The following is a 23303-nucleotide window of genomic DNA, read 5'->3' on the forward strand; positions in this document are numbered from 1 at the left end:
ACGACCCGGCCGTGGAGAACGGCCCCCATGCGGGCGACGGCACCAACGTGCCCGCCCCCCGCGGCACCGCCGGCCCCGAGGTGATCGGAGTCCGCAAGGGCATGTTCGGCGCCGAGAGCGGCGGCGACACCAGCGGCTACGGCGGCCTCGTGCGCACCGTGGCCCTGCCCGGCGCGAGCGCCCGCCCGTACGGCTCGTACTTCGACGAGGTCGTCGACGAGCTCGAAGGGGCGCTGGAGGAGCAGGACCTGGTCCCGGACAACGCGATCGAGAAGGTCGTCGTCGACCGGGCGGAGCTGACCCTCCACATCGCCCGCGAGCACCTCCTCCTCGTGGCGAGGACCCTGCGCGACGACCCGGCCCTGCGCTTCGAGCTCTGCACGGGCGTCAGCGGGGTGCACTTCCCGGGAGACAAGGGCCGCGAGCTGCACGCCGTCTACCACCTGCGCTCGCTCACCCACGGCCGGATCCTGCGCCTGGAGGTGTCCGCCCCGGACGCCGACCCGCACGTGCCCTCGATCGTCTCGGTCTACCCGACCAACGACTGGCACGAGCGCGAGACGTACGACTTCTTCGGGCTGGTCTTCGACGGGCACCCGGCGCTCACCCGGATCATGATGCCGGACGACTGGCAGGGCTTCCCGCAGCGCAAGGACTACCCGCTCGGCGGCATCGCCATCGAGTACAAGGGCGCCCAGATCCCGGCTCCTGACCAGCGGAGGTCGTACAGCTGATGAACACCCAGAAGGAATCGAACCACGCCTCCGCACGCGAGACCACCGAGGGCACCGTCTACACCGTCACCGGCGGTGACTGGGACGAGATCGTCCGGTCCGCGGCCCGCGCCGACGACGAGCGGATCGTCGTCAACATGGGTCCGCAGCACCCGTCCACCCACGGAGTGCTCCGCCTGATCCTGGAGATCGACGGCGAGACGGTCACCGAGGCCCGCTGCGGCATCGGCTACCTCCACACCGGCATCGAGAAGAACCTCGAATTCCGGAACTGGACGCAGGGCACCACCTTCGTCACGCGCATGGACTACCTGACGCCGTTCTTCAACGAGACGGCGTACTGCCTGGGCGTCGAGAAGCTGCTCGGCATCACCGATCAGATCCCGGACCGCGCCACCGCCATCCGCGTCCTGCTGATGGAGCTCAACCGGCTCTCCTCCCACCTGGTGTGCATCGCCACCGGCGGCATGGAGCTCGGCGCGACCACGATCATGATCTACGGGTTCCGCGACCGCGAGCTGATCCTCGACGTGTTCGAGCTCATCACCGGACTGCGCATGAACCACGCGTTCGTCCGCCCCGGCGGCCTCGCGCAGGACCTGCCCCCGGGCGCGGTCGACCAGCTCCGCGAGTTCGTCAAGACCATGAAGAAGAACCTGCCGGAGTACGACAAGCTCGCCACCGGCAACCCCATCTTCAAGGCACGCATGCAGGACGTCGGATACCTCGACCTCACCGGCTGCATGGCGCTCGGCGCCACCGGCCCGGTCCTGCGCTCCGCCGGCCTGCCGCACGACCTGCGCAAGTCCGACCCGTACTGCGGCTACGAGAACTACGAGTTCGACGTGCCGACCACCGAGTCCTGCGACTCCTACGGGCGCTTCCTGATCCGCCTGGAGGAGATGCGCCAGTCCCTGCGGATCGTCGAGCAGTGCCTGGACCGCCTGGAGCCGGGCCCGGTCATGGTCGCCGACAAGAAGATCGCCTGGCCCGCGCAGCTCGCGATGGGCCCGGACGGCCTCGGCAACTCGCTCGACCACATCAGGAACATCATGGGCACCTCCATGGAGGCCCTCATCCACCACTTCAAGCTGGTGACCGAGGGCTTCCGGGTACCGGCCGGGCAGGCCTACGCGGCCGTCGAGTCCCCCAAGGGCGAACTCGGCGTCCACGTCGTCTCCGACGGCGGCACCCGCCCCTACCGGGTCCACTTCCGCGACCCGTCCTTCACCAACCTGCAGGCCATGGCGGCGATGTGCGAGGGCGGCCAGATCGCCGACGTCATCGTGGCCGTCGCCTCCATCGACCCCGTGATGGGAGGCGTCGACCGATGACAGCCAACCCGGCAAGTCAAGGGGTGAGCCTGGGCATGCCCCAGCTGCCGGCCCCGGGATACCCGGCCGAAGTGCGCGAGCGGCTGGCGGCCGACGCCGCCGAGGTCATCGCGCGCTACCCCGACAGCCGCTCCGCGCTGCTGCCGCTGCTCCACCTCATGCAGTCGGAGGAGGGCTACGTCTCGCGCACCGGCATCCGGTTCTGCGCCGAGGTGCTGGGCCTGACGACCGCCGAGGTCACGGCGGTGGCCACCTTCTACACGATGTACCGGCGCAAGGCCTCCGGCGACTACCAGGTCGGGGTCTGCACGAACACCCTGTGCGCGGTCATGGGCGGCGACGCCATCTTCGAGGAACTCAAGGAGCACCTCGGGGTCGGCAACAACGAGACCACCCCCGACGGCAAGGTCACCCTCGAGCACATCGAGTGCAACGCGGCCTGCGACTACGCCCCCGTGGTGATGGTCAACTGGGAGTTCTTCGACAACCAGACCCCCGAGTCCGCCAAGGACATGGTGGACGACCTGCTGGCCGGCCGCCCGGTCGAGCCGACCCGCGGCGCCCCGCTGTGCACCTACAAGGAGACCGCCCGGATCCTGGCGGGCTTCCCGGACGAGCGCGCGGGCGCGGTCGAGGCGACCGGCGGCGCCGGCGCCGCCTCCCTGATCGGCCTGCGCATCGCGCGCGGAGAATCCCCGCAGCTCGGCAAGGTCGTGCACCAGCGTGCCGAGACCACGACCGAGGAGGGGGAGTGATGACGGTGACCGCTGAGATGCACGAGAACGGAACCAGCCCGGAGAAGCTGCTGGCACCCGTGCTGTCGGCGTTCTGGGACGAGCCGAACTCGTGGACGCTGGAGACCTACCGGCGCCACGAGGGCTACGAGGGCCTGCGCAAGGCGCTCGCGATGACCCCGGACGACCTCATCGCCTACGTGAAGGACTCGGGCCTTCGCGGACGCGGCGGCGCCGGCTTCCCCACCGGGATGAAGTGGCAGTTCATCCCGCAGGGCGACGGAAAGCCGCACTACCTCGTCGTGAACGCGGACGAGTCGGAGCCGGGAACCTGCAAGGACATCCCCCTCCTCTTCGCCAACCCGCACTCCCTCATCGAGGGAATGATCATCGCCTGCTACGCGATCCGGTCGGAGCACGCCTTCATCTACCTGCGCGGCGAGGTCGTGCCGGTACTGCGGCGCCTGCACGAGGCGGTGCGCGAGGCGTACGAGGCGGGCTACCTCGGCAAGGACATCCTCGGGAGCGGGCTCAACCTCGACATCACCGTGCACGCGGGAGCGGGCGCATACATCTGCGGCGAGGAAACGGCCCTCCTGGACTCCCTCGAAGGCCGGCGCGGACAGCCCCGGCTGCGTCCCCCCTTCCCTGCCGTCGAGGGGCTCTACGCCTGCCCCACCGTCGTGAACAACGTGGAGTCCATCGCCTCGGTTCCCGCGATCCTGAACAAGGGCAAGGACTGGTTCAAGTCGATGGGGACCGAGAAGTCCCCCGGCTTCACGCTGTACTCGCTCTCGGGACACGTCGTCGGCCCCGGCCAGTACGAGGCCCCCCTCGGCATCACCCTGCGCCAGCTGCTCGACATGAGCGGCGGCATCCGCCCCGGGCACCGGCTGAAGTTCTGGACCCCCGGCGGATCCTCCACCCCCATGTTCACGGACGAGCACCTCGACGTCCCGCTGGACTACGAGGGCGTCGGCGCGGCCGGATCCATGCTCGGCACCAAGGCCCTGCAGTGCTTCGACGAGACGACCTGCGTGGTGCGGGCGGTCACTCGCTGGACCGAGTTCTACGCCCACGAGTCCTGCGGCAAGTGCACCCCCTGCCGCGAAGGCACGTACTGGCTGGTCCAGCTGCTGCGCGACATCGAGGCCGGCAAGGGCGTCATGTCCGACCTCGACAAGCTGAACGACATCGCCGACAACATCAACGGCAAGTCGTTCTGCGCGCTCGGAGACGGCGCCGCCAGCCCCATCTTCTCCTCGCTCAAGTACTTCCGCGAGGAGTACGAGCAGCACATCACGGGCAAGGGCTGCCCCTTCGACCCCAAGAAGTCGACCCTCTGGGCTGACGGTCCCAAGAAGAACTCCGAGGTGAACGCATGACCGTCACCACGAACGCCCCCGCCGGTGGCGGCCAGGCCGCGGTGCCGCCCGAGAACACGGTGTCCCTGACCATCGACGGCATCGAACTGTCGGTGCCCAAGGGGACCCTGGTCATCCGGGCCGCCGAACAGCTCGGCATCGAGATCCCCCGGTTCTGCGACCACCCCCTCCTCTCGCCGGTCGGCGCCTGCCGCCAGTGCATCGTCGAGGTCGAGGGCCAGCGCAAGCCGATGGCCTCCTGCACCATCACCTGCACCGACGGCATGGTCGTCAAGACCCAGCTCACCTCCGAGGTCGCGGACAAGGCCCAGCGCGGGGTGATGGAGCTGCTGCTCATCAACCACCCGCTGGACTGCCCGGTCTGCGACAAGGGCGGCGAGTGCCCGCTGCAGAACCAGGCGATGTCGCACGGCAACGCCGAATCCCGCTTCGAGGGCAAGAAGCGCACGTACGAGAAGCCGGTCCCGATCTCCACCCAGGTGCTGCTGGACCGCGAGCGGTGCGTGCTGTGCGCGCGCTGCACCCGCTTCTCCAACGAGATCGCCGGCGACCCGATGATCGAACTCCTGGAGCGCGGCGCGCTCCAGCAGGTCGGCACCGGCGAGGACGACCCCTTCGAGTCGTACTTCTCCGGCAACACCATCCAGATCTGCCCGGTCGGCGCCCTCACCTCGGCCGCCTACCGCTTCCGCTCCCGCCCCTTCGACCTCGTCTCCTCCCCGAGCGTGTGCGAGCACTGCGCGGGCGGCTGCGCGACCCGCACCGACCACCGCCGCGGCAAGGTGCTGCGCCGCCTCGCCGCGGAGGACCCCGAGGTCAACGAGGAGTGGATCTGCGACAAGGGCCGCTTCGGGTTCCGCTACGCGCAGCGCCCCGACCGGCTCACCACCCCGCTGGTGCGCGGCACCGACGGGATCCTCGCCCCGGCGAGCTGGCCCGAGGCCCTGGAGGCCGCCGCCGCCGGACTCGCCGCCGCGCGCGGCCGGGCCGGCGTGCTGACCGGCGGCCGCCTCACCGTCGAGGACGCCTACGCCTACGCCAAGTTCGCCCGGGTCGTGCTCGACACGAACGACATCGACTTCCGGGCCCGGGTGCACAGCGCCGAGGAGGCCGAGTTCCTGGCGTCCTCCGTCGCGGGCATCGGCAAGGACCTCGGCGGCGGTGACAGGGTCGTCACCAACAGCTCGCTGGAGGCGGCCCCGGCCGTCCTCCTCGTCGGCATCGAGGCCGAGGAAGAGGCCCCCGGCGTCTTCCTGCGGCTGCGCAAGGCCCACCGCAAGCGCAAGCAGCGGACCTTCTCCCTCGCCCCGTTCGCCACGCGCGGCCTGGACAAGGCGGGCGGCACCCTGCTGGCCGCCGCCCCCGGCACCGAGCCCGAGTGGCTCGACGCCCTGGCCTCCGGGACGGGCCTGGAGGAGGGCGGCCACGCCGCCGCCGAAGCGCTGCGGCTGCCCGGCGCGGTCATCGTCGTGGGGGAGCGCCTCGCGGGCGTCCCCGGCGCGCTGACCGCCGCCGTACGGGCCGCCGCCGCGACCGGCGCCCACCTGGTGTGGATCCCGCGCCGGGCCGGTGAGCGGGCCGCCCTCGAAGCGGGCGCGCTGCCGTCCCTGCTGCCGGGCGCCCGCCCGGCCACCGACCCGCGCGCCCGCGACGAGGTCGCCACCGCGTGGGGCCTGGACGAGCTGCCGCACCGCTACGGCCGCGACACCGGCCAGATCGTCGAGGCCGCGGCGACCCGGGAACTCTCCGCCCTGCTGGTCGCGGGCGTCGAGCTCGCCGACCTGCCGGACCCGGCCCGCGCCAAGGCCGCGCTCCAGGAGGCCTTCGTGGTCTCGCTGGAACTGCGGCCCAGCGAGGTCACCGACCACGCGGACGTGGTCCTGCCCGTCGCGGCCGCCGCCGAGAAGTCCGGCGCGTTCATCAACTGGGAGGGCAGGGTCCGGCCGTTCGAGGCCGCGCTCAAGCCCGAGCAGATGACCCGCCGGCTCGCCCCCGCCGACTCCCGCGTGCTGCACATGCTGGCCGACGCGGCCGACCGGCCCATCGCGCTGCCCGACGTACACGCCGTGCGCCGCGAGCTCGACGCGCTCGGCCAGTGGGCCGGGGAGCGCGCCGCCGAACAGTCCGCGGACACCGCGCCGCTGCCCCGCCCCGGTGCCGGCGAAGCGGTCCTCGCGGGCCACCGGCTCCTCCTCGACCAGGGCCTCCTCCAGGACGGCGACGAGGCCCTGGCCGGCACCCGGCACGAGGCCAGCGCCCGCCTGTCGGCCGCCACGGCCGCCGAGACCGGCGTCAAGAACGGCGACCTCCTCGCGGTGACCGGCCTGGCCGGCTCCGTGGAACTGCCGCTGCGCGTCACCGAGATGCCCGACCGCGTGGTCTGGCTCCCGCTGAACTCCACCGGCTCCGGGGTCCTCGCCGACACCGGAGCCCGCCCCGGGGCCCTGGTCCGCATCGGCCCGGCCACCCCGGCCGACACCAGCGACTCCCCCGCGGAGGTGGGCGCGTGAACACCGTTCAGATCGCCGCCGAAGACCTCTCCCTGTTCGGCAGGGACGTCTGGTGGCTCGTCGTCGTCAAGGCGGTGTTCTGCTTCGCCTTCCTGATGGTGACCGTGCTCTTCTCCATCGTGTGGGAGCGCAAGGTCGTCGCCTGGATGCAGCTGCGCATCGGCCCCAACCGGCACGGCCCCTGGGGCATGCTCCAGTCGCTCGCCGACGGCGTGAAGCTCATGCTGAAAGAAGACCTCATCGTCAAGCGGGCGGACAAGGTCGTCTACGTCCTCGCCCCGATCATCGCGGCGATCCCGGCCTTCATGGCCATCGCGGTGATCCCCTTCGGCCCCGCGGGCAACGAGGTCTCCATCTTCGGCCAGCGCACCACGATGCAGCTGACCGACCTGCCGATCGCGATGCTCTACATCCTCGCGGTCGCCTCGGTCGGCATCTACGGCATCGTGCTCGCGGGCTGGTCCTCGGGCTCCACGTACCCGCTCCTCGGCGGCCTGCGCTCCTGCGCGCAGATGATCTCCTACGAGATCGCGATGGGCGCGGCCTTCGCTTCGGTCTTCCTCTACTCCGGGTCGATGTCGACCTCGGCGATCGTCGAAGCCCAGGCGGACCGCTGGTACATCATCCTGCTGCCGGTCTCCTTCATCATCTACGTCATCACGATGGTCGGCGAGACGAACCGCGCCCCCTTCGACATGCCGGAGTCCGAGGGCGACCTCGTCGGCGGCTTCAACACCGAGTACTCCTCCATCAAGTTCGCGCTGTTCATGCTGGCGGAGTACGTCAACATGGTCACCGTCTCCGCGGTCTCGGTCACCCTGTTCCTGGGCGGCTGGCGGGCCCCGGCGCCGATCTCCACGTACTGGGAGGGCGCCAACCACGGCTGGTGGCCGATGCTCTGGTTCGTCCTCAAGGTCCAGCTGCTGCTGTTCTTCTTCATCTGGCTGCGCGGCACGCTCCCGCGCGTGCGCTACGACCAGCTGATGAAGCTCGGCTGGAAGGTGCTGATCCCGGTCTCCGTGGTCTGGCTGATGCTGGTCGCCACCGTCCGGGCGCTGCGCAACGAGAACTACGACTTCCAGGAGATCGTGCTCTACGTCGGCGGCGCGGTCATCGCGCTCCTGCTGCTGTCCTTCGTCGTGGACCTCTTCCGCGACAAGAAGGAGAAGGCGGTCCTCGCGGACGCCGAACAGGCCGCGGCCGACGCACCCTTCGACCCGCTCGCGGGCGGATTCCCCGTACCGCCCAAGCCCGGCCAGCACCTGGCACCCGTACCGCGCAGGAGGCCCCGCAGCGAGCGGGAGCTCATTGTCAGTGGCGCGGCGAATACTGACAGTGACCGAGAGGAGGGTGCTGAGAATGTCTGACAAGTCTGACGCCGACCAGGGCGAGAAGTGGCAGAACCCGGTGGCCGGCTTCGGCGTGACCTTCAAGGCCATGTTCAAGAAGCGCCTCACCGAGCAGTACCCGGAGCAGGAAAAGACCACCGCACCCCGCTTCCACGGGCGGCACCAGCTCAACCGCCACCCGGACGGTCTGGAGAAGTGCATCGGGTGCGAGCTGTGCGCCTGGGCCTGTCCCGCCGACGCGATCTACGTCGAGGGCGCGGACAACACCGAGGAGGAGCGCTACTCCCCGGGTGAGCGGTACGGCGCGGTCTACCAGATCAACTACGCCCGCTGCATCCTGTGCGGGCTGTGCGTCGAGGCGTGCCCGACCAGGGCCCTGACCATGACGAACGAGTTCGAACTGGCCGACTCCAGCCGCGAAGCGCTCATCTACACCAAGGAGCAGCTGCTCTCCGGGCTGACCGAGGGCATGGTCGAGGCTCCGCACTCGATCTTCCCGGGCACCGATGACACGGACTACTACCGCGGGCTGGTGACCGGGGCGGCTCCCGGCACGGTCCGCCAGGTCGCCGTGTCGAAGGGCGAGTCCGCCTCCGAGACCGCGACATCCGAAAGCGCTCCCGAGGGGGTGGGGGCGTGAGCGCCATCGCCGCGGCCGCCTCGGCCACCTCCACCGGTGAGGCAGTGCAGTTCTGGGTCCTCGCCACGGTCGCCGTCATCGGCGCGCTGTCCACGATCCTGATGAAGAAGGCCGTGCACAGCGCCCTGAGCCTGGCCGGCACGATGATCATCCTGGCGGTCTTCTACCTCGCCAACGGCGCGTACTTCCTCGGCATCGTCCAGGTCGTCGTCTACACCGGCGCGATCATGATGCTGTTCCTCTTCGTCGTCATGCTCGTCGGCGTCACCGCCGCGGACTCCCTGAGCGAGACCATCAAGGGGCAGCGCTGGCTGGCCGTCCTGTGCGGACTGGGCTTCGGCGTCCTGCTGATCTCCGGCATCGCCCACGCCCGGCTCACCCAGTTCAACGGACTGGGCCGGATCAACTCCGGCGGGCACGTCGAAGGCCTGGCCACGCTCATCTTCACCAAGTACGTGTTCGCCTTCGAGCTCACCGGCGCCCTGCTGATCACGGCGGCCGTCGGCGCGATGGTGCTCACCCACCGCGAGCGCACCGAGCGCGCCGCCACCCAGCGCGAGCTCGCCGAGCGCCGCGTCCGCGAGGGCGTGCAGCTCCCGCCGCTGCCCGCACCCGGCGTCTACGCCCGGCACAACGCCGTGGACGTCGCGGGCCTGCTGCCGGACGGCACCCCCTCCGAGCTCACCGTCAACCAGACGCTGCGCGCCCGCGGCCAGATCAGGGACGTCTCCAGCCAGGCGCTGGACGACCTGAAGGCGCTGGAGCAGCGGTCGTCCGAGCGGCTCGGCCGTGAGGAGGCCTCGAAGTGAATCCGGTCAACTACCTGTACCTGTCGGCGCTGCTGTTCACCATCGGGGCGGCCGGAGTCCTCATCCGCAAGAACGCGATCGTGCTGTTCATGTGCGTCGAGCTCATGCTCAACGCCTGCAACCTCGCCTTCGTCACCTTCTCCCGGATGCACGGCAACCTCGACGGCCAGATCATCGCGTTCTTCACGATGGTCGTCGCCGCCGCGGAGGTCGTGGTGGGCCTCGCGATCATCGTGTCGCTGTTCCGTACCCGCCACTCGGCCTCGGTCGACGACGCCAGCCTGATGAAGCTGTAAGGGGTCGCTGTGGAGAACATGATCGCGCTGCTGGTAGCAGCGCCCCTGCTCGGAGCGGTGGTGCTGCTCTGCGGCGGCCGCCGCCTCGACAAGGCCGGCCACTGGATCGGCACCCTGCTCGCCGCCGCCTCCTTCGGCATCGGCCTCACCCTCTTCGCCGACATGCTCGGCAAGGGCGCCGAGGACCGGACCTTCCACCAGCGGCTGTTCAGCTGGATTCCGGTGGAGGGCTTCCAGGCCGACATCGGCTTCCAGCTCGACCAGCTGTCGATGACCTTCGTCCTGCTGATCTCCGGGGTGGGCACGCTCATCCACGTGTACTCCATCGGGTACATGGAGCACGACGAGCGCCGCCGCCGCTTCTTCGGCTACCTCAACCTCTTCGTCGCCGCGATGCTGCTCCTGGTCATCGCCGACAACTACCTCCTGCTGTACGTCGGCTGGGAGGGCGTGGGCCTCGCCTCGTACCTCCTCATCGGCTTCTGGCAGCACAAGCCCAGCGCGGCCACCGCCGCGAAGAAGGCCTTCCTGGTCAACCGGGTCGGCGACATGGGCCTTTCGATCGCCATCATGCTGATGTTCACCACCTTCGGAACCTTCGCCTTCGGCCCGGTCCTCGGCTCGGTCTCCGAGGCCGGCGAGGGCAAGCTGACGGCCATCGCCCTGATGCTGCTGCTCGCCGCCTGCGGCAAGTCGGCTCAGGTGCCGCTGCAGTCCTGGCTCGGCGACGCGATGGAGGGCCCGACCCCGGTCTCGGCCCTCATCCACGCGGCGACCATGGTCACCGCCGGCGTCTACCTGATCGTCCGCTCGGGCGCCATCTTCAACGGCGCGCCGGACGCGCAGACCGCGGTCGTCGTGGTCGGCGCCGTCACGCTGCTCTTCGGTGCGATCGTCGGTTGCGCGAAGGACGACATCAAGAAGGCCCTCGCCGGCTCGACGATGTCGCAGATCGGCTACATGATCCTGGCGGCGGGCCTCGGCCCCATCGGATACGTCTTCGCGATCATGCACCTGGTCACGCACGGCTTCTTCAAGGCCGGGCTCTTCCTCGGCGCGGGTTCGGTCATGCACGGCATGAACGACGAGGTCGACATGCGCAAGTACGGCGGGCTGCGCACGTACATGCCCGTCACCTTCGTGACCTTCGGCCTCGGCTACCTCGCCATCATCGGGTTCCCGGGCCTGTCGGGCTTCTTCTCCAAGGACATGATCATCGAGGCCGCCTTCGCGAGGGGCGGCACCCAGGGCTGGATCCTCGGCGGAGTGACCCTCCTCGGCGCGGCGATCACCGCCTTCTACATGACCCGGGTCATGCTCCTCACCTTCTTCGGCGAGAAGCGCTGGCAGCCCGACGCGAACGGACACGCGCCGCACCCGCACGAGTCCCCGAAGTCCATGACCATCCCGATGATCGTCCTGGCCTTCGGCTCGGTCTTCGCGGGCGGCTTCTTCGGCATCGGCGACCGGTTCCTGAAGTGGCTCGAGCCCGTCACCGGGCACGAGCACGGCCACCCGCCGGTCAGCGCCCTGACGGTGACCCTGGCCACGATGGTCGTCCTCGTCATCGGGGTCGCCATCGCCTGGGCGATGTACGGCAGGAAGCCCGTCCCGGTCATCGCCCCGCGCGGCTCGCTCCTCACCCGGGCGGCCCGGCGGGACCTCTACCAGGACGACTTCAACCACGTCGTCCTGGTGCGCGGCGGGGAGCACCTGACCCGCTCCCTCGTCTACGTCGACCACAGCCTGGTCGACGGAGTGGTCAACGGGACGGCCGCCGGAGTCGGCGGGCTCTCGGGCCGGCTGCGCAAGCTGCAGAACGGCTACGCCCGCAGCTACGCGGTCTCGATGTTCGGGGGCACGGCGATCCTGATCGCCGCGACCCTGCTGATGAGGGCGGTGTGAGATGAGTTTCCCGCTTCTGACGGTGACGGCCGCGGTACCCGCGGTCGGCGCGATCCTGACGGCGGCCGTCCCGGCCGCCCGCCGGACCGCGGCCAAATGGCTCGCCCTGTTCTTCTCGCTGGCGACCCTGGCCCTGGCCGTGCTCGTCGCCGTCCGCTTCGAGCCCGGTGGCGACCGCTACCAGCTCACCGAGTCCCACGCCTGGATCCCCGACTTCGGGCTCCGCTACGAACTGGGCGTCGACGGCATCGGGGTGGCGCTCATCGCGCTCACCGCCGTGTTGATGCCGTTCATCATTCTGGCTGGGTGGCATGACGCCGACCCGTTGGAGAACAAGAGCCAGCGCTGGCGGCCGACCCAGGGCTTCTTCGCCCTGATCCTGCTGGTCGAGGCGATGGTGATCATCTCCTTCGAGGCCACCGACGTCTTCCTCTTCTACATCTTCTTCGAAGCCATGCTCATCCCGATGTACTTCCTCATCGGCGGCTTCGGGGACCGGGCTACTTCCTCCCAGTCAGCCACTGCCGCGGCGGGCGGGTCCGATGAGAACGCGGCCGCGCAGCGCTCGTACGCGGCGGTCAAGTTCCTCCTCTACAACCTGGCCGGCGGCCTGATCATGCTGGCCGCGGTCATCGGGCTGTACGTGGTCGCAGGGAACTTCTCGCTCCAGGAGATCGCCGCCGCCCGCGCCGCGGGCACGCTCGACATGGCGACCAACACCGAGCGGTGGCTGTTCCTCGGCTTCTTCTTCGCCTTCGCGGTGAAGGCCCCGCTGTGGCCGCTGCACACCTGGCTGCCGAACGCGATGGGGGAGTCCACCGCCCCGGTCGCCGTCCTGATCACCGCGGTCGTCGACAAGGTCGGCACCTTCGCGATGCTCCGCTTCTGCCTCGGGCTCTTCCCCGAGGCCAGCAAGTGGGCCACTCCGGTGATCCTGGTCCTGGCCCTGATCAGCATCGTCTACGGCGCGCTGGTCGCGGTCGGGCAGCGCGACATCAAGCGGCTGATCGCCTACGCCTCGATCTCGCACTTCGGCTTCATCGTCCTCGGCATCTTCGCGATGACCTCCCAGGGCCAGTCGGGCGCGACGCTCTACATGGTCAACCACGGGATCTCGACGGCGGCGCTGATGCTGGTGGCCGGCTTCCTGATCTCGCGGCGCGGCTCGCGCCTCATCGCCGACTACGGCGGCGTGCAGAAGGTGGCCCCGGTCCTCGCCGGCACCTTCCTGATCGGCGGGCTGGCCACCCTGTCGCTGCCGGGGCTCGCCCCGTTCGTCAGCGAGTTCCTGGTCCTGGTCGGCACGTTCGCCCGCTACCCGGTCGCCGGCATCATCGCCACCTTCGGCATCGTGCTGGCCGCCCTCTACACGCTGGTCCTCTACCAGCGCACCATGACCGGCCCGCTGAAGGAGGAGCTCCGCACCATGCCGGACCTGCGCCTGCGCGAGGTCCTGGTCGTCGCCCCGCTGATCGCCCTGCTGATCGGGCTGGGCGTCTACCCGAAGCCGCTGACCGAGATCGTCAACCCGGCGGTGGAGCACACCATGTCGGACGTGAAGCAGACGGACCCGAAGCCCGAGGTGGGCGTCGTGGCCGAGCACGCCGAGCACGCCAAGAAGGGGGAGGCGGCGAAGTGAGCACCGTGACTGCTGCCCAGAACCTGCTGCCGACACTGGCGGCAGCGGCGCCGATCGACAAGATCCCGGCGCCGCACATCGAGTACGCCCAGCTCTCGCCCACGCTCATCGTGCTGGGAGCGGCGATCATCGGAGTCCTCGTCGAGGCCTTCGTCCCGCGCAAGGCGCGCTACTACACGCAGGTGTTCCTCGCCGTCGCCGCGCTGGCCTCGGCCTTCGCGGCGGTGGTGGGGCTCGCCGCCGGCGGGTACGGATCCACCAAGGCGCACATCGCGGCCATGGGGGCCGTGGCCGTCGACGGCCCGGCGCTCTTCCTGCAGGGCACCATCGTGCTGGCCTCGATCGTGGCGATCTTCACCTTCGCCGAGCGGCGCCTGGACCCGGCCGCCCACGGCAACCGGGTGGACTCCTTCGCCGCCCAGGCGGCGTCCGTACCGGGCAGCGACAGCGAGAAGGAAGCCGTCAAGGCGGGCTTCACCACCACCGAGGTCTTCCCGCTCGCCCTGTTCGCGGTCGCCGGAATGCTGATCTTCCCCGCGGCCAACGACCTGCTGACGCTGTTCGTGGCCCTGGAGGTCTTCTCCCTCCCGCTGTACCTGCTCTGCGCCGTCGCCCGCCGCCAGCGGCTGATGTCGCAGGAGGCCGCCGTCAAGTACTTCCTGCTCGGCGCGTTCTCCTCCGCCTTCCTCCTCTTCGGCATCGCGCTCCTGTACGGCTACGCGGGCTCCGTCTCGTACGCGGTCATCGCGGAGGTCGTCGACGGCACCGTCGCGAACGTCGATCCGGCGCTCGCCGGCACCATGGGCAACGACGCGCTGCTGCTGATCGGCGGCGCGCTCATCCTGATGGGCCTGCTCTTCAAGGTCGGCGCGGTCCCCTTCCACATGTGGACCCCGGACGTCTACCAGGGCGCTCCGACGCCGGTCACCGGCTTCATGGCGGCGGCGACGAAGGTGGCCGCCTTCGGCGCCCTCCTGCGCCTGCTGTACGTGGTGCTGCCGGGCCTGCGGTGGGACTGGCGGCCGGTCATGTGGGGCGTCGCGATCGTCACGATGCTCGCGGGCGCGGTGATCGCCGTGACCCAGACCGACGTCAAGCGGCTCCTGGCCTACTCCTCGATCGCGCACGCCGGTTTCATCCTGGCCGGTGTGATCGCCACCTCGGCGGAGGGCGTCAAGTCCGTCCTCTTCTACCTGGGCGCGTACTCCTTCGTGACGATCGGCGCGTTCGCGGTGGTCACCCTGGTCCGCGACGCGGGCGGCGAGGCGACGCACCTGTCGAAGTGGGCGGGCCTCGGCCGTCGTTCGCCGCTGACGGCGGCGGTCTTCGCGGTCTTCCTGCTCGCCTTCGCCGGCATCCCGCTGACGTCGGGCTTCTCCGGCAAGTTCGCCGTGTTCAAGGCGGCGGCGGAGGGCGGCGCGGGAGCGCTGGTCGTGGTCGGTGTCATCTCGTCCGCGATCGCCGCGTTCTTCTACATCCGGGTGATCGTCCTGATGTTCTTCAGCGAGCCGAAGGCGGACGGCCCGACGGTGGCCGTCCCCTCCCCGCTGACGATGACGACGATCGCGGTGGGCGTGGCGGTGACGCTGGTCCTGGGCGTGGCCCCGCAGTACTTCCTGGAACTGGCGGGCAGCGCGAGCACGTTCGTCCGCTGACCGTACCGAGCACGCCGAAGGGCCCGGCCCCCCCGTGGAGGGGGCCGGGCCCTTCGGCGTGCGGGCCTGGTCGTCCTAGTGGCCGCCGTGGTCGTGCTCGGCGGCGGGCTTCTCCGGGGTACCGGGCTTGGCGGGGCAGGTCAGGGCCGGGTTCCAGTTGTGGAAGCGGCCGGCCGGATTGTCCTCGTACGCCCACAGGTGGAGGTCGTAGTGCTTGGGCATGCCCGCCCAGTGGCCGGGCATGGGGCCGTCGAACGGCAGCCCGAACATGCTCGGCCGGTCGTCGGTGGTCTTCAGGTCCTGGTCCCGGTCGGTGGACATCCACTCCACCGTCTGGAGCTTGCGGCGGCCGTGGCGGTCCTTCGCGGTGCTGTAGAGGAGCGCGGCCGGTTTGGCCGGGTCCGTCGAACCCCAGTTGGCTTCCTTGACGTAGTGGTAGCCCATGGTGCCCACCCCGAACGGGTTGGTCATGCACTCCTGGCCGTGCGGAAGGTAGCCGTCCTTGATCGCCGCCCGCTCGTCGACGTACTTGGCGGTCACCGCCATCGCCGTCGCCATGTCCCGCATGGCCTGGCGGTTGCGCGGGTCGGGCGCGGGCCCGTCGACCCCGTGGGCCGGGGCGACGGCGGACAGGCCGAGCGATATGGCGGCCGCGCAGGTCAGGAAGGCCTTGCGGGGGCGGAGGGACATCGGGGCTCCTGCCGTTCGGGGACTTTGGTCCACCATCCCGGCGCCGCGGCGGGCCCGCATGCGGCGTGCCTCCGAACGGGGGTCCGGGGGCGGGCCGGTCAGGCCGGACGGGTGGTTCCCGGGCGGCAGCGCACGTCCGGGTTGTAGAGCGCGAACCGGCCGCTCGGGTTCTCCTTCCACAGCCAGACGCGCAGGGTGTAGTGGGCGGGCTGGCCCGGGAACTTTCCGGGGATCGGCCCGTTGAACGCGGCCCCGAAGAGGTTCGCGGGGCGGTTCGGACCGGTGGAGGTCCACTCCAGGGCGACGAGCCTGCGGCTGCCCCGGACGTCGTCCTCGTAGATCAGGGCGGTGGGCTTCGAGGGGTCGCGGGAGTCGTCGTGGGCGTGGTTGAAGTGGGGGTAACCGAGCCCCCCGGCCCCGGGCTTGCCGGGGACGCAGTAGGTGTCGGGCACGTAGCCGGCGGCGGTGGCGGTACGGGTGTGCTGGTACTTGGCGGTCGCGCGGTACGCGGCGGCGAGCTGGAGGGAATCGGCCGGTGCCGGTGCCGGTGCCGGTGCCTGCGGCGCGAGGGCGGGGGCGGCGCCGGCCAGGGCCAGGGCGGCCAGGGCCAGGAGGCCGGTAACAGGGATCATCCCCGCAGCCTGCGCTCCGGCTGCCGCGCCTGCCAGACGACTGACCCGACGAGCCGCCCCCCAACCGGGTCGGGCCGGTGCAGCCCCGCCGGCGCGCCCGGAGCCCCTCCCGGCCCCTCCCAGCCCCGCCGGCGTTGGAGGCGCGGGTCCGGGCCGGCCCGGGGAACGGTGGAAGGGTGGGTAGGGGACGAGCCCCGCGCAGCGGAAGCCCGGTGGTCGTGCGCGGCGCCGCTGTTGCGGCCGGCGCCGTAGTCGGCGGCGAGGGCGTCCTCCAGGGGGAGGACGCCGCTGGGGTAGCCGCCCGCCAGGATCTGGTGGAAACGGTGGGGTGGGGGGAAGATCCGCCACCCCGCCGTTTCCGGTCGTCCAGAGGTGTGGACGCGGCGTCACATCACTGCGCGGCGCCCACGATGCGGCCGGTGACCTCGCCGAGGCCCACACGGGTGCCGTGGGCGCCCGGCGCCCAGGCGGTGAGGGTGACGGTGTCCCCGTCCTCCAGGAAGGTGCGCTTGCCGTCCGTGAGCTCGATGGCGTCGCGGCCGTTCCAGGTGAGCTCCAGCAGCGAGCCGCGCTGGCCGGTCTCCGGGCCGCTGACGGTGCCCGAGCCGTAGACGTCGCCGGTGCGCAGGGAGGCGCCGTTGACGGTCATGTGGGCGAGCTGCTGGGCGGCGGTCCAGTACATCGACGCGAACGGCGGGTGCGCCACCTCCTGCCCGTTGATGGAGACGGTGATGTGCAGGTCGAAGCCGCCGGGGCGCTCGGCGGCGGCGTCGTCCAGGTAGGGCAGGAGCGGGAAGTCGCGGGCGGGCGGGGTGACACGGGCCCCGTCCAGGGCCTCCAGCGGGGTGACCCAGGCGGAGACGGAGGTGGCGAAGGACTTGCCGAGGAAGGGGCCGAGCGGCACGTACTCCCAGGCCTGGATGTCGCGCGCGGACCAGTCGTTGAGCAGGAACAGGCCGAAGACGTGGTCCTCGAAGTCGCCCAGGGCCACCGGGCTGCCCAGCTCGGAGGGGGTGCCGACGACGAAGCCGACCTCGGCCTCGATGTCGAGCTTGACGGACGGCCCGAAGACGGGCGCCGGGTCGGCGGGCGCCTTGCGCTGCCCGGAGGGGCGTACGACATCGGTGCCGGAGACGACGATCGTCCCGGCGCGGCCGTGGTAACCGATCGGCAGGTGCTTCCAGTTGGGGGTCAGCGCGTCGCCGTCCGGGCGGAACATCTGCCCGACGTTGGTGGCGTGGTGCTCGCTCGCGTAGAAGTCGACGTAGTCGGCGACCTCGTACGGGAGGTGCAGCACGACCTCGTCCAGCGGCAGCAGGTGCGGCTCCACGGCGGGCCGGTGGCCGGGGTCGGTGACCCAGGCGGTCAGCGCGCGGCGCACGTCGTGCCAGGCGGTGCGGCCCGCGGCGAGCAGCGGGTTGAGCGTGGGCTGTCCGAGCAGTCCGGTGTACGGGGACCCGAGCGCGGCGGCGGCCGCCCCCGCGTCGAGCACGTGGCCGCCGATGCGGACGCCGATCCGGCGCCGGGCCTCACCGGCGGTGGAGAACACGCCGTAGGGGAGGTTGTGCGGCCCGAACGGGTCGCCCTCGGGAACATCGAGGGGGCTCTGCTGGGGCATGGGGTACTGCCTCGCTTTCGACGCGGTCCGGGGGTGTCCCGGGAGCTTGTTGACACGTTACGGGGCTGGTGGGGCGTGCGGGAGGCCGGATTCGGGCACTATTTGTAGGACTTGTCCGAGCGGGTCCGTATCCTTGAACCCGTGACTTCCGCCCTCCCCTATGCACTCGTGGCCACCGACCTGGACGGGACTCTGCTGCGCGCCGGAGACACCGTCTCGGCCCGCTCCCACACCGCTCTCGCCGCCGCCCGTGCGGCCGGCGCCCGGCACATCATCGTGACAGGCCGCCCCGTCCCGCAGGTCCGCCACGTCCTGGACGGCCTCGGCTACACGGGGCTCGCGGTGTGCGGGCAGGGCGCGCAGGTCTACGACGCGGCGGCCGGGCTGCTGCTGCACTCCGTGGCCATGGACCGGGAGCTGGCCGAGGTCGCGCTCGGGAAGATCGAGGCGGAGGTCGGGGAGGTCTACGCGGCGGTCAACCAGGAAGGCCTCGACGCGGAGATGCTGATAGGGCCGGGCTACCGGATGTGGCACCCGCACCTGCCGACGGTGCGGGTGGCGCGGCGGTCCGACCTCTGGGCTTCGCCGATCAACAAGGTGCTGCTCCAGCACCCGCGGCTGTCGGACGACGAGCTGACGGCGGTGGCCCGTTCGGTCGTCGGGGACCTGGTCAACGTCACGATGGCCGGGGAGCACACGGTCGAGCTCCAGCCGCCGGGCATCGACAAGGCGAGCGGGCTGGCGGTGGCGGCGTCGCTTTTGGACGTCACCGGGTCGTCGACCATCGCCTTCGGCGACATGCCGAACGACATCCCGATGTTCGCGTGGGCGGGCCATGGTGTGGCGATGGCGGGGGCGCACCGGGAGCTGTTGGCCGTCGCGGATGAGGTCACGCTCTCGAACGAGGCGGATGGTGTCGCGGTGGTGCTGGAGCGGGTCTTCGCCTGAGGGTCGGCTGCCGGGGACCAGTCCCCGGACCCCTGCGCCTCAAACTCCCCCAGCTACCGCTGGGAGGGGCCCCCGGGCGGGCTGGATGTGGCCGGCGCGGGCGTTTGTGTGTACGGGTCTAGGCTCGGGCCGACCCCAGCCCCCGGCGGTCTAGCCTCGGGCCGGCGGCCGGGGGAGGTCCGGCTCCCGTGCCCGTTCGGCGTTGAACTGGGCTCCGGTGAGCAGCGCGAGGTTCGCGAACCAGAGCCAGATGACGAAGACCACGATGCCGGCCAGCGAACCGTAGAGCCGGCCGTAGGTGTCCAGCTCCGTGTACAGCGTGAAGAGCCCCGAGGCGGCCAGCCAGAGCAGGGCCGCCAGTACGCCGCCGGGCAGTCCCCGGCGGGTCCCGCGGCTCTGGGCCGGGCCGGTCCGGAAGAGCATCAGCACCAGCAGGGTGACGACCGCCAGCAGCACGGGCCAGCGCAGGAGCGCGAGGCCCTCGGCGCCGGGCCCGCCCGCGGCCCGCGCCACCCATCGGGCCGTCGGCCCGGACACCACCAGCCCCACCGCGCCGACGACGAGCAGGACCAGCAGCAGCACGGCGTTGACGATCAGGGTGTGGGCGGCGCGCAGCGCGGTCCGGGTGTCCGGCACCCGGTGCATCGCGTGCAGGGCACGGCGGAACACCGCCAGGTAACTGCACGCCGACCACAGGGCGCTCAGCACTCCGCTGATCAACAGGGCCCATACCGAGGAGTGTTCCGCCGCGAGCCCGCCGAGCGCTTCGCGCAGCACCTGCGCCGACTGGGGCGGCACGTACGAGGTGAGCTGGGCGGTCAGCCGGTCCCTCGTGGCCCCGCCCAGCAGCCCCACGAGGGAGACCGCGATGACGAGCGCGGGCAGGAGCGCCAGTACGGCGTAGTAGGTGAGGGCGGCCGCGTGGTCGGCGAGGTTGTCGGTCCACACGCGGACGGCCGTGCGCCGCAGCTCGGCACGGGTGCGCGCCACGGGGGCCGCGCCGTACGGACGGGCTCGGCCTGATGCGCTGCGGGGGATGTCGGTCATGCCGTGCGAGTGCCCGACAGGGCTGTGCGCATGCGCCCGGGAAGCCCCGTGTACGGGCCACCGGGCCACCGGGCCCGCCGTGACGGGCCGTCGGCGGTGCGCGCGTACCGGACCGGGCCCGGGGTAGACGCGCCGCATGAAATGGACATACGCGCCGCGGCGCGCCGAGGAGCCGGACACCGGGGCCGTCGCGGCCCCCTGGACACGACGCCGTCCGGCACACCCCGCCGTCCGGGCGCTGGCCATGCTGGCGGCCTTCGTCGGGACCGTCCTGTTCAGCGTGGTCCTGGCCCGGCTCACGCTGGAACCGTCCGCCGCCTCGGTGGCCCTCGTGCACAGCAACGTCCGGCCCGGCCATTCGATCAGCGCCTACCTGGACGGGGCGTCGACCACCGAGGCGGTGCGCCAGCTGGGCGGGAACCTGCTGCTGGGCCTGCCGTTCGGGGTGCTCCTGCCCGTCCTCATGCCCCCGGCCCGGGGACTGCTGCGGGTCGCCGCGGTGACGGTCTGTCTGATGACGCTGGTGGAGCTCATCCAGGGCGCGCTCGTCACGGGACGCGTCTTCGACATCGACGACGTCATCCTCAACACGGCCGGAGCGCTCCTCGGCTACCTGCTGATCGGCCGGCGGCTGGGCCGGGCCGTGCACCCGCGCCGCCGGCACTGGTGGCACCGGGCCGGCCGCCGCGGAAAGGGGACCCCCGCGCCAAGTGACTCGTGAGTACTGCACACCCCGGCGGTGACAGCGGTGACTGTCACCGCACGCACCGGGCGTGACACGGTCGGTACTGCAACCGACCGAGGGAGCAGGTGTGAACAAGGGGTACGCCGCCTTCTGCGACGCCGACCGCTGGTTCTACGACGCGCCGTACCGGCGCGCCGCGGAGAGCTACCCGGCCGCCCTCGCCCCCGTCCCGCAGGGATGGCGCTCCCACCGGAGCGGCGACTGGCTCGCGCTGCGGCCGGACGACGCCGAACTTCCCGCACAGGGCTGGAAGATCCACGTCTCGGCCACGCTCGACAACGCCGAGGCACTGCTGACGACCGTGTACGAGTACTGCACCGCCCGGCGGATCGCCTTCAAGTTCGTCCCGAGCCGCTACCTGCTGCACCTGCGCAACGCCAAGTACGCCGAGCGCGCGGCGAGCGGCAAGTTCATCACCGTCTACCCGGCCGGCGAGCAGCAGTGCCGGCGGATCGCGGAGGACCTCGACGCCGCGCTGGCGGGAGCGGCCGGCCCGTACATCCTCAGCGATCTGCGCTGGGGCGCCGGACCGGTCCACCTCCGCTACGGCAGCTTCACCCTGCGGCACTGCTACGACGAGCACGGCGAGCTGGTCCCGGCGATCGAGACGCCCGACGGGCGCCTCGTGCCGGACCGCCGGGGACCGGTCTTCCAGCCGCCCGAGTGGCTCGAACTCCCCGCGTTCCTGAAGCCCCACCTCGAAGCGCGCTCCGCGCTCACCCTGACCGGCATCCCCTTCACGGTGGAGCGGGCGCTGCACTTCTCCAACGGCGGCGGCGTCTACGTCGGCAAGGACACCCGCACCGGCGAGTCCGTCGTCCTGAAGGAGGCCCGGCCGTACGCGGGCCTCGCCGCCGACGGAGCCGACGCCGTGACCCGCCTGCACCGCGAACAGGCCGCACTGGAAAGGCTGGCGGGACTGGACTGCGTCCCGGCGGTCCGCGGCACCTTCACCGTCGGCGACCACCACTTCCTGGTGCTGGAACACCTCGCGGGCAAACCGCTCAACACCTACTTCGCCCGCCGCCACCCGCTGATCGAGGCGGACCCCGACCCGGCGGAACTCGCCTCCTACACCGAGTGGGCGCTCACCGTGCACCGCCGGGTCACCGAGGCCGTCGACGCCGTGCACGCCCGCGGCGTGGTCTTCAACGACCTCCACCTCTTCAACATCATGGTCGCGGAGGACGAGAGCGGCGAACCCGCCGTCTCGCTCCTGGACTTCGAAGCCGCCGCGCACGTCGACGAGGGACTGCGGCAGACCGTCGCCAACCCCGCCTTCGTCGCCCCGGCCGAGCGGCGCGGGTTCTCCGTCGACCGCTACGCCCTCGCCTGCCTGCGCCTCGCCCTGTTCCTCCCGCTGACCAGCCTCCTCGTCCTCGACCGGGCCAAGGCCGCCCATCTGGCCGCCGTGGCCGCCGAACAGTTCCCCGTGCCGCGGCAGTTCCTCGACGAGGCCGTCGAGGAGATCATGTCCGGCGTCCCGCGGGGCGCACCGGGAAGCCGCCTGCCCGCACCGGCCGGACCGTACCTGCCGGTCGAGCCGCGGGAATGGCCCGCCGCGCGTACGTCGATGACCGCCGCGCTCCGCGCGAGCGCCACCCCGGACCGCGAGGACCGCCTCGTCCCCGGCGACATCGCGCAGTTCGCGAACGCCGGCGGAGGCATCGGCTTCGGCCACGGGATCGCCGGAGTGCTCCACGCCCTCGCCGAGACCGGGGGCGAACCCTGGCCCGAGGCCGAGGAATGGCTGCTCGCCCGGACCGGGCAACCGCAGTCCGGCACCCCGCTCGGCTTCTACGACGGCCTCGCCGGCACGGCCTGGACCCTGCAACGCCTCGGACACCCGGGCCGCGCCCTCGACCTCGCCGAACAGCTGCTCCACCAGCCCTGGGAGAGCGCGGGCCCCGACCTGTACGGCGGACTCGCCGGCATCGGCCTCGCCCTGGACGCGCTGGGCACCGCGAGCGGCGAGAGCGAGCTGCACGCCGCGGCCCTGCGCTGCGCCGAACTGCTCGCCCGGCCCGAACACCGCCCCGCCCGCGCGGGACTGCTGTACGGACACTCCGGCCCGGCCCTCCTCCTCGTCCGGCTGTACGAGCGCACCGGCGACAAGGAACTCCTGACCCAGGCCGCCCAGGCCCTGCACCGGGACCTCGACCGGTGCGTCACCAGCGCGTTCGGCACCCTCCAGGTGAACGAGGGCTGGCGCACGATGCCGTACCTCGGGGAGGGCAGCGTCGGCATCGGCATGGTGCTCGACGACTGGCTGGAGCACGGCCCGGACGAGCGCTTCGAGCAGGCCCGGCGCGAGATCGTACGAGCGGCGCAAGCGACCTTCTACGCCCAGCCAGGGCTGATGCGCGGCGCCGCCGGCATGGTCCTGCACCTGGCCCGGACCACCACGCCCGGCCCGGGCACCGGACCCGGGGACGTCGCCCGCCAGATCGACGCGCTGGCCCGGCACGCCGTCCCGTACCAGGGCCATCTGGCCTTCCCCGGCGAGCAGATGATGCGGCTGTCCATGGACCTCTCCACGGGCACGGCCGGCGTCCTCCTCGCCCTCGGCAGCGCCGCGCCCGGCGGGCGCGCGCACCTGCCGTTCCTCCCGCCGCTGCGCTAGCGCGGCGGCC

General features: G+C 71.4%; 19 protein-coding genes. 15 read left to right on the forward strand and 4 right to left on the reverse strand.

Going from position 1 to position 23303, the window contains the following annotated elements:
- The first annotated feature begins 11 nt into the window (after positions 1-11).
- From DRB96_RS16590 to nuoN, 12 genes are read left to right on the forward strand one after another with little or no spacing between them, the layout of a single operon-like run.
- Complete coding sequence (locus tag DRB96_RS16590) at positions 12-734, forward strand: NADH-quinone oxidoreductase subunit C (protein WP_204358042.1); 723 nt, start codon at positions 12-14, stop codon at positions 732-734.
- A complete protein-coding gene (locus DRB96_RS16595) occupies positions 734-2068 on the forward strand; it encodes an NADH-quinone oxidoreductase subunit D (protein ID WP_112449169.1) in 1335 nt (444 codons plus the stop codon). Before DRB96_RS16590 ends, DRB96_RS16595 begins: the two co-directional genes overlap by 1 nt.
- The gene (nuoE, locus tag DRB96_RS16600) at positions 2065-2823 is read left to right on the forward strand and encodes an NADH-quinone oxidoreductase subunit NuoE (RefSeq protein WP_112449170.1); all 759 of its coding nucleotides are present in this window, start codon (positions 2065-2067) and stop codon (positions 2821-2823) included. Before DRB96_RS16595 ends, nuoE begins: the two co-directional genes overlap by 4 nt.
- Positions 2823-4187, forward strand: a complete 1365-nt coding sequence (nuoF, locus tag DRB96_RS16605) for an NADH-quinone oxidoreductase subunit NuoF (protein WP_112449171.1) — start codon at positions 2823-2825, stop codon at positions 4185-4187. Before nuoE ends, nuoF begins: the two co-directional genes overlap by 1 nt.
- Positions 4184-6697 (forward strand): NADH-quinone oxidoreductase subunit G, encoded by a 2514-nt coding sequence (locus DRB96_RS16610; protein WP_112449172.1) that lies wholly within the window; start codon positions 4184-4186, stop codon positions 6695-6697. Before nuoF ends, DRB96_RS16610 begins: the two co-directional genes overlap by 4 nt.
- Entirely contained in the window at positions 6694-8064 is a 1371-nt protein-coding gene (gene nuoH / locus DRB96_RS16615; protein ID WP_112449173.1) for an NADH-quinone oxidoreductase subunit NuoH, read from the forward strand. The genes DRB96_RS16610 and nuoH overlap by 4 nt, the downstream gene beginning before the upstream one ends.
- Positions 8057-8686 (forward strand): NADH-quinone oxidoreductase subunit NuoI, encoded by a 630-nt coding sequence (nuoI, locus tag DRB96_RS16620; RefSeq protein ID WP_112449174.1) that lies wholly within the window; start codon positions 8057-8059, stop codon positions 8684-8686. Before nuoH ends, nuoI begins: the two co-directional genes overlap by 8 nt.
- Positions 8683-9495 carry an NADH-quinone oxidoreductase subunit J gene (locus tag DRB96_RS16625; protein WP_112449175.1) on the forward strand — a complete coding sequence of 271 codons (813 nt, stop codon included), beginning with the start codon at positions 8683-8685 and terminating at the stop codon, positions 9493-9495. The genes nuoI and DRB96_RS16625 overlap by 4 nt, the downstream gene beginning before the upstream one ends.
- Positions 9492-9791, forward strand: a complete 300-nt coding sequence (gene nuoK, locus DRB96_RS16630) for an NADH-quinone oxidoreductase subunit NuoK (RefSeq protein WP_112449176.1) — start codon at positions 9492-9494, stop codon at positions 9789-9791. Before DRB96_RS16625 ends, nuoK begins: the two co-directional genes overlap by 4 nt.
- A gap of 9 nt (positions 9792-9800) precedes the next feature.
- Complete coding sequence (nuoL, locus tag DRB96_RS16635; RefSeq protein ID WP_112449177.1) at positions 9801-11696, forward strand: NADH-quinone oxidoreductase subunit L; 1896 nt, start codon at positions 9801-9803, stop codon at positions 11694-11696.
- 1 nt (position 11697) lies between these two features.
- Complete coding sequence (locus tag DRB96_RS16640; RefSeq protein ID WP_112449178.1) at positions 11698-13335, forward strand: NADH-quinone oxidoreductase subunit M; 1638 nt, start codon at positions 11698-11700, stop codon at positions 13333-13335.
- Positions 13336-13370: 35 nt separating this feature from the next.
- Positions 13371-14990 carry an NADH-quinone oxidoreductase subunit NuoN gene (gene nuoN / locus DRB96_RS16645; protein ID WP_112453478.1) on the forward strand — a complete coding sequence of 540 codons (1620 nt, stop codon included), beginning with the start codon at positions 13371-13373 and terminating at the stop codon, positions 14988-14990.
- Between the two features lie 75 nt (positions 14991-15065).
- Here nuoN and DRB96_RS16650 read toward each other — a convergent pair whose 3' ends face one another.
- The 3 genes from DRB96_RS16650 to fahA all read right to left on the reverse strand — a co-directional run bounded on the left by DRB96_RS16650 (position 15066) and on the right by fahA (position 17930).
- Positions 15066-15680 (reverse strand): hypothetical protein, encoded by a 615-nt coding sequence (locus DRB96_RS16650; protein WP_112449179.1) that lies wholly within the window; start codon positions 15678-15680, stop codon positions 15066-15068.
- Between the two features lie 98 nt (positions 15681-15778).
- Entirely contained in the window at positions 15779-16312 is a 534-nt protein-coding gene (locus DRB96_RS16655; RefSeq protein WP_112449180.1) for a hypothetical protein, read from the reverse strand.
- A 391-nt stretch (positions 16313-16703) separates the two neighbouring features.
- Positions 16704-17930 (reverse strand): fumarylacetoacetase, encoded by a 1227-nt coding sequence (fahA, locus tag DRB96_RS16665; protein WP_112449181.1) that lies wholly within the window; start codon positions 17928-17930, stop codon positions 16704-16706.
- A gap of 141 nt (positions 17931-18071) precedes the next feature.
- Here fahA and DRB96_RS16670 point away from each other — a divergent pair, with 141 nt between their 5' ends.
- Positions 18072-18878 (forward strand): HAD family hydrolase, encoded by an 807-nt coding sequence (locus DRB96_RS16670; RefSeq protein ID WP_112449182.1) that lies wholly within the window; start codon positions 18072-18074, stop codon positions 18876-18878.
- Positions 18879-19028: 150 nt separating this feature from the next.
- Here the strand turns inward: DRB96_RS16670 and DRB96_RS16675 are convergent, their stop codons facing one another.
- Positions 19029-19868 carry a YihY/virulence factor BrkB family protein gene (locus DRB96_RS16675; RefSeq protein ID WP_239517735.1) on the reverse strand — a complete coding sequence of 280 codons (840 nt, stop codon included), beginning with the start codon at positions 19866-19868 and terminating at the stop codon, positions 19029-19031.
- 193 nt (positions 19869-20061) lie between these two features.
- Between DRB96_RS16675 and DRB96_RS16680 the strand changes: the two genes are divergently transcribed.
- Together DRB96_RS16680 and lanKC are read left to right on the forward strand one after the other, a co-directional pair.
- On the forward strand, positions 20062-20646 hold the full coding sequence (locus DRB96_RS16680; protein ID WP_239516192.1) for a VanZ family protein: 585 nt from the start codon (positions 20062-20064) through the stop codon (positions 20644-20646).
- Between the two features lie 91 nt (positions 20647-20737).
- The gene (gene lanKC, locus DRB96_RS16685; protein ID WP_112449184.1) at positions 20738-23293 is read left to right on the forward strand and encodes a class III lanthionine synthetase LanKC; all 2556 of its coding nucleotides are present in this window, start codon (positions 20738-20740) and stop codon (positions 23291-23293) included.
- Positions 23294-23303 lie beyond the last annotated feature (10 nt).

The sequence above is a fragment of the Streptomyces sp. ICC1 genome, assembly GCF_003287935.1.
Classification (GTDB): domain Bacteria; phylum Actinomycetota; class Actinomycetes; order Streptomycetales; family Streptomycetaceae; genus Streptomyces; species Streptomyces tritrimontium.